Annotated in this window: 10 protein-coding genes, 1 tRNA gene and 1 pseudogene; 8 read left to right on the top strand and 4 right to left on the bottom strand. The window is 40.8% G+C overall.

All coding sequences use genetic code 11. The annotated features are described in order from the left end of the window. The 3 genes and pseudogenes from FIB07_02840 to FIB07_02830 all read right to left on the bottom strand — a co-directional run bounded on the left by FIB07_02840 (window position 1) and on the right by FIB07_02830 (window position 3638). Window positions 1–88, bottom strand: a pseudogene (locus FIB07_02840) (hypothetical protein). Between the two features lie 521 nt (window positions 89–609). Next, on the bottom strand, window positions 610–1365 hold the full coding sequence (locus FIB07_02835) for a hypothetical protein (GenBank protein ID NJD51782.1): 756 nt from the start codon (window positions 1363–1365) through the stop codon (window positions 610–612). Between the two features lie 8 nt (window positions 1366–1373). Further along, entirely contained in the window at window positions 1374–3638 is a 2265-nt protein-coding gene (locus tag FIB07_02830) for a type II secretion system protein E (GenBank protein ID NJD51781.1), read from the bottom strand. 249 nt (window positions 3639–3887) lie between these two features. Here FIB07_02830 and FIB07_02825 point away from each other — a divergent pair, with 249 nt between their 5' ends. Then, a complete protein-coding gene (locus FIB07_02825) occupies window positions 3888–5177 on the top strand; it encodes an ATP-binding protein (GenBank protein ID NJD51780.1) in 1290 nt (429 codons plus the stop codon). Between the two features lie 323 nt (window positions 5178–5500). Here the strand turns inward: FIB07_02825 and FIB07_02820 are convergent. Continuing rightward, window positions 5501–5574, bottom strand: a tRNA-Arg gene (locus tag FIB07_02820). A 109-nt stretch (window positions 5575–5683) separates the two neighbouring features. On the opposite strand from FIB07_02820, the gene priS reads away from it, so the two are divergent. The 7 genes from priS to FIB07_02785 are packed head-to-tail and all read left to right on the top strand — an operon-like array spanning window position 5684 to window position 10057. Further along, a complete protein-coding gene (gene priS, locus FIB07_02815; GenBank protein ID NJD51779.1) occupies window positions 5684–7084 on the top strand; it encodes a DNA primase catalytic subunit PriS in 1401 nt (466 codons plus the stop codon). Then, window positions 7077–7865, top strand: coding sequence for a hypothetical protein (locus FIB07_02810; protein ID NJD51778.1), 789 nt, complete (start codon window positions 7077–7079; stop codon window positions 7863–7865). The genes priS and FIB07_02810 overlap by 8 nt, the downstream gene beginning before the upstream one ends. A gap of 5 nt (window positions 7866–7870) precedes the next feature. Then, window positions 7871–8155 (top strand): 50S ribosomal protein L44e, encoded by a 285-nt coding sequence (locus FIB07_02805; GenBank protein ID NJD51777.1) that lies wholly within the window; start codon window positions 7871–7873, stop codon window positions 8153–8155. Between the two features lie 2 nt (window positions 8156–8157). After that, complete coding sequence (locus tag FIB07_02800) at window positions 8158–8331, top strand: 30S ribosomal protein S27e (GenBank protein ID NJD51776.1); 174 nt, start codon at window positions 8158–8160, stop codon at window positions 8329–8331. Next, window positions 8331–9131: a translation initiation factor IF-2 subunit alpha gene (locus FIB07_02795; GenBank protein NJD51775.1), complete on the top strand. Its 801-nt coding sequence runs from the start codon at window positions 8331–8333 to the stop codon at window positions 9129–9131. Before FIB07_02800 ends, FIB07_02795 begins: the two co-directional genes overlap by 1 nt. Before the next feature lie 9 nt (window positions 9132–9140). Next, complete coding sequence (locus FIB07_02790; protein ID NJD51774.1) at window positions 9141–9299, top strand: RNA-protein complex protein Nop10; 159 nt, start codon at window positions 9141–9143, stop codon at window positions 9297–9299. Beyond that, a complete protein-coding gene (locus FIB07_02785) occupies window positions 9296–10057 on the top strand; it encodes a proteasome assembly chaperone family protein (protein NJD51773.1) in 762 nt (253 codons plus the stop codon). The genes FIB07_02790 and FIB07_02785 overlap by 4 nt, the downstream gene beginning before the upstream one ends. Window positions 10058–10086 lie beyond the last annotated feature (29 nt).

The raw sequence follows: 10086 nt of genomic DNA, 5'->3' as shown, positions 1-10086 counted from the left end.
TCGCAGAATCAATACCTTCAACATCATACGCAGGGTCGGTTTCGGCTATCCCCAGTTCCTGCGCTTCCTTAAGAACAAGATCATACGGCCATGGCTCCAAAGAATTTTCCGTTAAAGCTCCACCACTTTTTCCTATGATATCCAATAAAAGATATTCCCCAACAGTCAATCCTTCTATTGATTTTTTATCCGTGTTTTTGTTTACGATGTAAACGAATTTTAATTCTTCATTTATTTGAAGCATTGCAGCAATCTTGCCATATTCAAAGGATTTTATTTTTGCATATGGCTTGCCTTCTGAACCCTTCATTGCTTCAATTATCTTTTCTGCTGATCCGAGGTACATTTGCCAGGTTTGTTTTGGTTTACCATTAACTCTGGACATTTCCACTGCGTACCAGTAGTTATGACCTTTTATTGATTTTTTCTTTAAAGAAACCACATTATACTATTAGGTCATACATTTATATATATTTTTCTAATATGTTGTCTTATGTTGAATCAATTTGTTGATTTAAAAAGTTAGGCCATACATATTTGAATTAGCAAGGAGTTCTTTGCACTAAGGTTTGTCAAAAAAATTAGGCTGATTTTACGTTTCTTTGAAAGTCAAGTAGAATACAGGACATAGGTAGGGGTTTTAAGTTTGGCTGCAAACGCATCCATCATGGTTTTTGTCCCCTCAAGGACTATGTCAAGTGATTTGTTAAGGGTCATAATTCTCTGGGCTTCATCCGGTTCACTTGTAGAACTTTTTACAAGGTGAAGCGAACGTTTGAAATATTCGCTGTTCTTACCCCACTGGTTTGCAAATCCGATGAGCGCTTCATCGATATTGCTATATACGCGAATATGGATGTCCCAGATAAGTTTCTTTAAGTCCCTTGCAAGTGGCCTGAACGAATTATCGGCTGCAAAAATTATAGCTCTTTCCATATTGGGAACAAGCTTCATTGACATAACAATATAGCTCTGGATTTCCGGGATATCTCCAAGTGTATGGATTTTTAAGAATTTTGCATGTATCTTGGGATACTCACTCAAGTAAATCATTACAATTATGGGAACAAGTGCAGTAAAAACCGCCGCAAAAATTATTGAATTTCTTTCATACGTGGAAATGCTAAATAGAATAATATCAAGGACAACTAATGAGATGAATAACAAAAGGCCGCCAGCATAAGAAAGTATATGGGTTTCCCATGGCTCAAGGTCAAATCCTGAAAAATCTAATGCAGCATAGAACTCATCACTCGCGGTTTTTTCACTTTTTTTCCTGTATTCATCAAGATCCTTCACGAGCCAGCTAAAGTGTTTTACGGAATAACGACAGGCACGGCAATACATATTCTGGTTATCATCCATAAATTATCTTACCTGTTTTTCTCCACGAAATCATGGTACCATGCCATCCACCTGTCATAAACACCATGGAAATCCACTTTTCCTTTATCATCCTGCATCTGTTCAAGGTAAAGACAAAAAGCATTGTTTGCCTTCATTACCATGTCCGATTCCACAAACCTTGGATGCATTTTTCCCACTTTTGCGATTGTTTCTTTAATCCTTGCCCGCACTTTTATATTAAGAGATGCTTCATCAATGCCCATACCCCATTTATGGGCGATCTTACTGACAAGCTCTGAACCTCCCCTGTCAAGCAGGTCAGTCGCTACAAGCTTATCCAGGGCTGCATCAAATACCATAATATCATTAAAAATATCATCTGCATCCGGATGTTCTTCCCATTCTCCCCCTGTTACTTCGGCTATTTCCACAACTCTTTTTTTCTTCTTCATTGTGCCGCTGATCCTCACATTCTGTGCTACAACGACAGCATCAGTTGACCTGAATGACGGCGCAGGCACTCCAAGACTGTTGACGATTCGTTCATATACTGCCCTTGTGGATGCGCCATGTATCGTGCCTATAACCGAATTTCCTGAGGCTCCTACCTGCATTGCCTCGTATAATACTTTTACTTCAGGACCTCTCACCTCACCAAGTACCAGGGTGGCATTTCCCATCCGCAGGGCTGCGCGAAGCGCTGTTTCGGGATTTACCTCGATGTTCGTTCCGCCGACTGCCGACTTTGTATTCATTGCCTGTATCTTGCAGCCAAGTTTTTGCAGGTTTTCAATCGGAAGCTCAGGAGTATCTTCAATAGTCAGGATCCTGTATTTCTGGGGGATTTCAAGAAGCAAAGCGCAAAGGAGGGATGTTTTTCCCGAACCGACACCGCCGGCCACAAGGACAGAAGACTGGCCATCCATAAGGAAACTCAATAAACCGGCAGCAAGCGGAGTGATCGAGCCTGTGTTTATCAGCTTCGGGAGTGTCCATGGGTTTCGTGCATGTTTCCGGAATGCATATGCCAGTCCGCCTGATGACAGCGGGTCTCCGATCACCGACACTCTTGTTTTGAACTCAGGCAGGTCCATATCAAGGACCGGGTTTGCTTCCCCGAATGGTCTTCCGCTTATCGCCCTGAACCGCGTTATCATGGAATCGATATCATCCTGGGATAAATAGATATTTGAAAAACATTCTTCGCCATCGACTACGACATGGATGGGATTTATGTCAGCAGGTGAATTTACATACACATCAGTAACGCGCTCATCAGAAAGCACATCTTCCAGTATACCTAAACCGGTTGTGTATTTTGCAAGTATGTCTGATAAAACGTTTGTTTCATCCGGGGTAAGTTTTAAATTATTCTCTCTGGCCTCCTCTGAGATCATTTGCGTTCCAAGGCGTGCAAAATAATCCCTTGAATTAGCGGATTCTGAAAAATTTATCTCTTTTGGCCTGTGCCTCATCAGTTTTTTCCTGACTGATTCAATAATTTCCAGTTCTACCGGGCGCATGTTATCATATTCCGGGGGAATCGTAAAGTACAGGCTCTCCGGCCTGTCAGTAAGCGTGTAGATAGTTATTGGCAGGATCCTTCCGCAGGATCTTTGCACTTCATACCTTTCAAGAAATTCAGTATTTGATGGCGGAGCTGTGTATATCCTTGTGGTGGAAAAACCCGGCCTGACAAGTGATTTAATAATATTCCTGTAATACTCCGGACTTTGCACTTCACCTTTTATCCGGTCTGCAAGCATCGGTACACTGGAGATCATTTTTTCTAACAATGATATAAAATCGGATTCGATAGTGGCTTGCGTATTTGATTTTTGAAGCATCCTGATTTTTTCCCTTATATCCAAATATGCTTTTACAGGGTCGGAAGTACTTGTATCTATGATCGAAAGCAGCCATTTTTTCAGGGTTATATATTGTTCGCCCTGCGCCCTGAATTCTGAATTTTTATATTCATGGATATTATTAATGAACTGGGCCAGCAAATACAGGAAATCCAGGTTTTCCATCTCATAGTCCCGGTCAAAAAGATGGGAGAGGACAAGGCGATTTGCTGCGGGTTCGGAGTTCAGGATCTGGAAAATATACCCCCTGCATGCTGGATCAGTGATGGATGATGAACCCGACTTGCAGTTTTTGCAATCAAGAATAATTACACGCTGGTGTTTATATTTCCGGATCTTATAAGAACAAATTTTTTCTTCATCTTTTTTTTTACCGGTCAATGATTTTAGCGTATCAATTATTGACGCAGCATGCAGAGCCATTTTTGTGTTGATTTGTTTTGTGTCCATTTTTAATTAAATATTATATTTTATTCTACCCGATTGGGAATAATCTGACTGTAAATCACATGATTACTTAAATTTATCCGAACTTTAGTATAATAATAATTACTATTATAATAATATAAATTAGAATTATTATGATTATAATAAGTATTCCTTATATAAAATAATAACAGAAATATTAAATAGTTTGCGCAGCATTTACCAATTTCTTTAACGGACTAATAAATGAATTCAAAAGATAAAATAATCTCACAGGATCTTCAAAACTCAGGTGTCACTCATAAACAATACGTGATCGGAAGGAGAGATACTGATACGGATACAGGTACTCTGGATGTAGGGAAATATCTTGCTCTTGATAAGTCCATGGGATCAAAAGTCCGGATGGATGCATTAAGGCCGCATGCTATTCTTATTTGCGGTAAACGCGGATACGGGAAGTCCTATACGATGGGAACATTGATAGAAGAACTTGCAACACTACCGGAGAATGTGAATATTGCAGCTCTTGTTATTGATACGATGGGAATTTTCTGGACTATGCGCCACCCGAATACCAAGGAAAAGGATATTTTATCAAAATGGGGTTTTTCACCTGCAGGTATCGACATAGAATTGTATGTCCCTGAGGGAAGCACCGGGCATTATGAAAAGATGAATATTGATGTAAAGCCATTTTCAATTTCCCCATCAGAACTTTCAGGATATGACTGGTGTTCTTTATTTGGCCTTGACCCGGTAAGCCCGATAGGTGTTTTCATAATGAAAACAATTGAAGATATCAAGGAAAAAGTACAAAAAATCTCTTTGAAAACGATCATGGATTTTGTAAACAGGGATAAAGAACAGGATACGACTTTGCGAAATGCCGCCAATAACTATTTTCGCTCGGCAATTTCGTGGGGAATATTTCATGAGAATGGGATTATTTTTTCCGATATTATCCGAAAAGGAAAGGTGATTATTCTTGACCTTAGCTCGATTGACAACCAGAATATCAAGGCCATTGCTGTTAAGATCCTTGGTTCTAAAATTTATAATGAAAGTATAAGATCAAGGCGAATTTATGAACAAAGGAAAATAGGAGAGAATCCCGGTAAAGAAGGTATTCCCATGGTCTGGATGTTCGTAGATGAAGCGCATTTATTTTTACCCCGTGATGCCAGAACGCCTGCAACAGATATACTTGTGACCGAATGGCTGAGGCAGGGAAGACAACCCGGTCTTTCTATAATTTTTGCAACACAGAGACCGGCTGCGCTTCACCCGGATGTCATGTCACAGAGTGATATTATAATCTGCCATCGCCTTACAGCACAGGATGACATAACTGCTCTTGAAGCTGTCCGCCCCACATATATGCGGGAAGGAATAGGTGATTCCCTGAAAAAGATGGGAACTGAAAAAGGAGTGGCGTTCATAGTTGATGATAATTCCGAGTCGGCTCATGTTGTCCGTATGCGCCCCAGGAAAAGCTGGCACGGCGGTGATGAACCAAGCGCGCTTCTAAAATAAGGGCGATGGTTGGAAAGAAGAGAAAAATGAGATTTTCTATTTATCGGGTGACTTTAATATGGTTTTGCTGTAAATGCTATAATCCAGGTGCGGCGCGGTTTTCATGCATATACGCTCAATAAACCGCTCAGCTTCTTGTTTTGATGCAAAACCTGTTGCCACTCCCTTATCCCATTCAACGATAACTCCGGTTGTAGTATATTTTGACATAACCCTCCTCACAATTGTTATTCAATAGAGTATAATCCATCAAACTATTTAAATTTATCCAAAAGAAATTATAATAATAGTAATGCTCATTATAAGATTATTTTAGACAGTTACGGGCTCGCCGGGATTTGAACCCGGGTCCTAGGCTCCGGAGGCCCAAGTACTATCCGGACTATACTACGAGCCCAATATTATGATTTTTTTTTCCCAATGTCCAGCGCCAATAAGGTCATACTACTATAAATAAACCCGGCCAGATACATTATGGTTTTAAACTTGCAGGACAATAAAAACCTGTGAATTTCAGGACAAAGCAGTTCTTAAGAAAAAGGTTTGCAGATTATTACATGAACTCCCAACCTGGCCTGCCTCATGATTTCACAAGGCGCGAATGGGGTTTTATATTTTTTGATGAACTTCCCGAAGTTGTGATGCGCCGCCACAAAGCTTTTTCCAGGGAAAACGAGGCACTTGATTATATTCGCGGGATGGTTCCGGCGCATGCGTACCATTCTGCTGCATATTATGAATTCCCCGGCGCTGGCACCATGAAAGAGAAAAAATGGCAGGGAGCTGACCTGATATTTGATCTTGATGCTGATCATTTACCCGGAAAGGCACGGTCGTATGCTGAAATGCTTTCCAATGTAAAATCCGAAACCGGGAAGCTTCTTGACTTTCTTTTTGAGGACTTTGGCTTTTCTGACAATTATGTCAGCATAGTGTTTTCAGGGGGCCGCGGGTATCATATTCATGTGCATGATCCGAAAGTGCTGGCACTTGAAAGCGCCGAAAGAAGGGAAATCGTGGATTATGTGAGCGGAACCGGATTGAGCGTCGATTTTTTGTTCAGGCCTGCAAAGCACAAGGTCTATGATCATGGAAAATTTAAGAAAAAAGAACTGGATACATCAAGGAAGATAGCTTCTTTTGAAGAAAGATCCGGCGGATTCGGCTGGGGAAAACGGATCAGCAAATACCTTGTTCAATTCTTGAAAGATATTTCAATTAAAGATGAAACTGGGGCTCAGGATCAAATTGTACAGCTGATAAGGAATTATTATATGAATAAACCGATTTATGATACGATCCCGGAAGACATTGCTGACCAAATAATTTATATGAAGAAGGAAAATCCCAGAATCGGAATAGAAAAAATAGCACAGGAAGTTGGCATCCATAAAAATAAGGTCAAGAACTTCTTAATGAAGAATGATCTATTTGATTATAAACGAGAGGCAACAATAATACTCAAGAACATAAGAAATATATCAAATAGCTCTGAAACATTAGAGAAGATTGAAAATCAGGGGATGATAGATGATTCTTTTATATTTGATGCAATTGTCCAGAAGGGGATCGAAGAAAATAGTATCAGTCTTGGCAGCGCACATACAGACGAGCCGGTTACAGCAGATATCCGGCGCCTCATAAGGTTGCCAAACTCTCTTCACGGCGGTTCAGGGATGAGGGTAGTGCCGTTATCACTTTATGAATTCAAGGATTTTGATCCTCTTAATGATGCCGTGGTATTCAGTGGAAAAATGACAGACATTGAAGTTATTCCACCTCTTCGTCCTCAGAATTCAAAAGTTGAAATGAAAGGAAAAAGCTTTACAGTTACAGAAGGTAAGAATACCCTGCCAGAATATGCGGCAATATATCTAATGTGCCGCGGAGCTGCTGAATATGCCTGAAAAACCTGAAAAATCCCGTATAAATCTTGAGAACATACTAAAAGTGGAAAGAGAGGAACGAAAGAAACTTGTTCCCCTTGAACATGATTTTTACGGGAATATCACCAGGCGGATCCACGACCTTGAAGATGAAAAACGTAAAATCAATGATCCGTATAGTACAAAGCATGCTATTATCGAGGATGAGCAAAAAACGGTTAAAAATGCTATTGAAAGCATAATATATAAGCGGACGACCAAAATAATCAATGAAGCAAGGTATAATGCAGAAATGTCCCTTCATGAGACAGGAAGACAGAAGGAAAAACAAAATCTTGATTCCATGACCCGTGAAGAAAGGGTATTCTACAACAGGCTTCTTGAAGTGATGACGGGATGGAGAAGTGAAATAGTAAACAGTATATTCAGAAGAGGAACGGTCTATCATAAGCCTGAAGTTTTGCCGGGGGAAGACAGGTTACCCGAATTACTTCCCACGGAGAGAAACGATATAATTAAAGAACTTCCAGAGAAAAACGATACAAGTAAACAACCTCCAGAGAAGAACGATATAAGTAAACAGCCCCCTGAAAAAGATGATACAAGTAAAGAGCTTCAAGACAAAAAGGATATAAGTAAAGAATACATTGTTGTGCGTCTGCTAAAAGACATTCCAACATTTGTAGGAGTCGATGGACGCAATTATACCCTGGCAAAGGAAGATGTTGCTGTGTTATCGACAGTGAATGCTAAAGCATTGATCAATCGCAAAGCAGCCATTCAGATCATGGTTAAAAGGTGATTCTCATGAAAATACCCAAAAACTTCAATACATACTGTCCGTCATGCAAGACCCATACACCTCACGTAGTGGAAAGAGTAAAAAAAGGGCAAGCATCGACATTGACAAGAATAGTCAGGCAAAAGGCCAGGCATACAGGGATCGGAAATTCAGGCAAGTTCTCAAAAGTACCCGGAGGGGACAAGCCCACAAAGCGCATTAACCTGAGATACAGATGCAAAACCTGTAAGAAAGCACACCAGAAACCCAAATGTTTCAGGTCAGGGAAATTCGAGATCGTGGAGTCTTAATTATGGAACCAAGGAGCAGATTTTTAAAAGTTAAATGTAACGACTGTGAGAATGAGCAGGTCATTTTCGGATGCGCAAGCACTCCTGTGACCTGCCTTGTATGCAACAGGACTCTTTCCGAACCAAAAGGTGGTAAAGCGCTCGTAAAAACACAGATCATAGAGGTTCTTGAGTAATGGAAAGAAGCGGATGGCCCGATGAAGGTGATAATGTTGTATGCAGCGTTAAGAGGGTTACCGATTTCGGGGCTTTCGTAGAACTTGATGAATACGGACATAAAGAAGGATTGATCCATATCTCGGATGTGGCTTCCGGCTGGGTCAAGTACATAAGAGACCATGTGAGGGAAGGCCAGAAGATAGTCTGCAAGGTACTTTATGTTGATACTGCAAAGCATCATATCGACCTTTCGCTCAAGGATGTAAATGAGCACCAGCGCCGTGAAAAGATCCAGCAATGGAAGAATGAGCAGAAAGCTGAGAAATGGATCGAGTATGTTGCAAAGACCGCTAAAATAAATAAAGATGATCTTACTAAATTAACAGATCTTTTCTATACTAAATTTGGCAGTGTCTATGCAGCATTTGAAAATTCAAGATCGGAAGGTGCGTCGATCCTTACAAAAATTGGAGTGGGAAAAGAAGTTGCTGATGCAATCACTAAAGTTGCAAATGATAACCTGAAAAAACCGCAGGTTGATATATCAGGTTATATAGACCTGACATGTTATCTCCCCGATGGGATAGAATACATACGCAAAGCCCTTATCGCCGCAAATAAAGTAAATGGTAATGATATAAAGATAGATATCAGTTATGTAGGCGCACCCAGGTACAGGATTCATGTTGTAGCGCCTGATTATAAGAAGGCTGAAGGCATACTTAAGAATGCAGCGCAATCGGCTATCAAGATAATAGAAAAAGCAGGTGGAAACGGCGAGTTCTTCAGGCATAGTGAACAAAAAGCCGGCTCATAGACTGCACCTATGGTATCAAAGATCAGAAAATGCAAATGCGGGAGATACACGCTCAAGGAAATCTGTCCCCTGTGCGGATCCCCGGCAAAATATTCTCGTCCTGCCCGGTTTTCTCTTGAAGACAGATATGGGAAATACAGACGGATAACCAGGAAAACAGAATCATGATCAAGACAACAATCTTACGGACAAAAAAACCCAGGCTTAAGGATCCTATACTTATCGAAGGGCTTCCCGGGGTCGGACATGTGGGAAAACTTGTGGCAGAACATATGATCGAGGAACTGGGCGCAAAAAAAATAATGGAAATTTACTCTCCGCATCTGCCCCCCCAGGTCATTGTTGAAGACGACGGTACTGTCAGGCTTGTAAAAAATGAATTGTATGCATATAAATCGAAAGGTAAAAATGATATATTAATACTCATTGGAGACCACCAGAGCGCTACGAACGAAGGACATTATGAATTGACCGGTGTATTCCTCGATATAGCAGAAGAATTCAAGGTAAAGCGAATTTATGCCCTTGGAGGATATGGTGTTGGCCAGCTTGTCGAGACTGAAGCAGTTCTTGGGGCAGCTAACAATATTAAACTTGTTAAGGAATTGAAAGGATATGGTGTTGAATTCAAGCCCAATGAACCAGGCGGCGGTATTGTGGGAGCCTCAGGATTACTCCTCGGCCTTGGGGAATTGCGCGGTATTGATGCAGCCTGCCTCATGGGTGTAACATCAGGATATCTTGTTGATCCTAAAAGCGCCCAGGCCGTTCTTAAAGTTCTTTGTAAAATCCTTGAAATAGAAGTTGATATGGCAGCCCTGGAAGAAAGGGCATCAGAGATGGAAAAGATAGTCGCAAAACTGCGGGAAATGGAGCAGGGACAGATGCCTGCTTCAACAGATGAGGATTTAAGATATATCGGTTAATTTTTTTAAAAAAATAGTATTTGATGGCT

This window comes from Candidatus Methanoperedens sp. (assembly GCA_012026795.1).
GTDB lineage: Archaea > Halobacteriota > Methanosarcinia > Methanosarcinales > Methanoperedenaceae > Methanoperedens.
This window is presented reverse-complemented; position numbering and strand designations above follow the sequence as displayed.

What these genes read in the sequence shown, in the direction of transcription:
- FIB07_02825 (NJD51780.1), top strand. Translation starts at nt 3,888, where the DNA reads ATGAATTCAAAAGATAAAATAATCTCACAGGATCTTCAAAACTCAGGT.
- FIB07_02830 (NJD51781.1), bottom strand. Translation starts at nt 3,638, where the DNA reads ATGGCTCTGCATGCTGCGTCAATAATTGATACGCTAAAATCATTGACC.
- FIB07_02790 (NJD51774.1), top strand. Translation starts at nt 9,141, where the DNA reads ATGGTATCAAAGATCAGAAAATGCAAATGCGGGAGATACACGCTCAAG.
- FIB07_02795 (NJD51775.1), top strand. Translation starts at nt 8,331, where the DNA reads ATGGAAAGAAGCGGATGGCCCGATGAAGGTGATAATGTTGTATGCAGC.
- FIB07_02785 (NJD51773.1), top strand. Translation starts at nt 9,296, where the DNA reads ATGATCAAGACAACAATCTTACGGACAAAAAAACCCAGGCTTAAGGAT.
- FIB07_02835 (NJD51782.1), bottom strand. Translation starts at nt 1,365, where the DNA reads ATGGATGATAACCAGAATATGTATTGCCGTGCCTGTCGTTATTCCGTA.
- FIB07_02805 (NJD51777.1), top strand. Translation starts at nt 7,871, where the DNA reads ATGAAAATACCCAAAAACTTCAATACATACTGTCCGTCATGCAAGACC.
- FIB07_02810 (NJD51778.1), top strand. Translation starts at nt 7,077, where the DNA reads ATGCCTGAAAAACCTGAAAAATCCCGTATAAATCTTGAGAACATACTA.
- FIB07_02800 (NJD51776.1), top strand. Translation starts at nt 8,158, where the DNA reads ATGGAACCAAGGAGCAGATTTTTAAAAGTTAAATGTAACGACTGTGAG.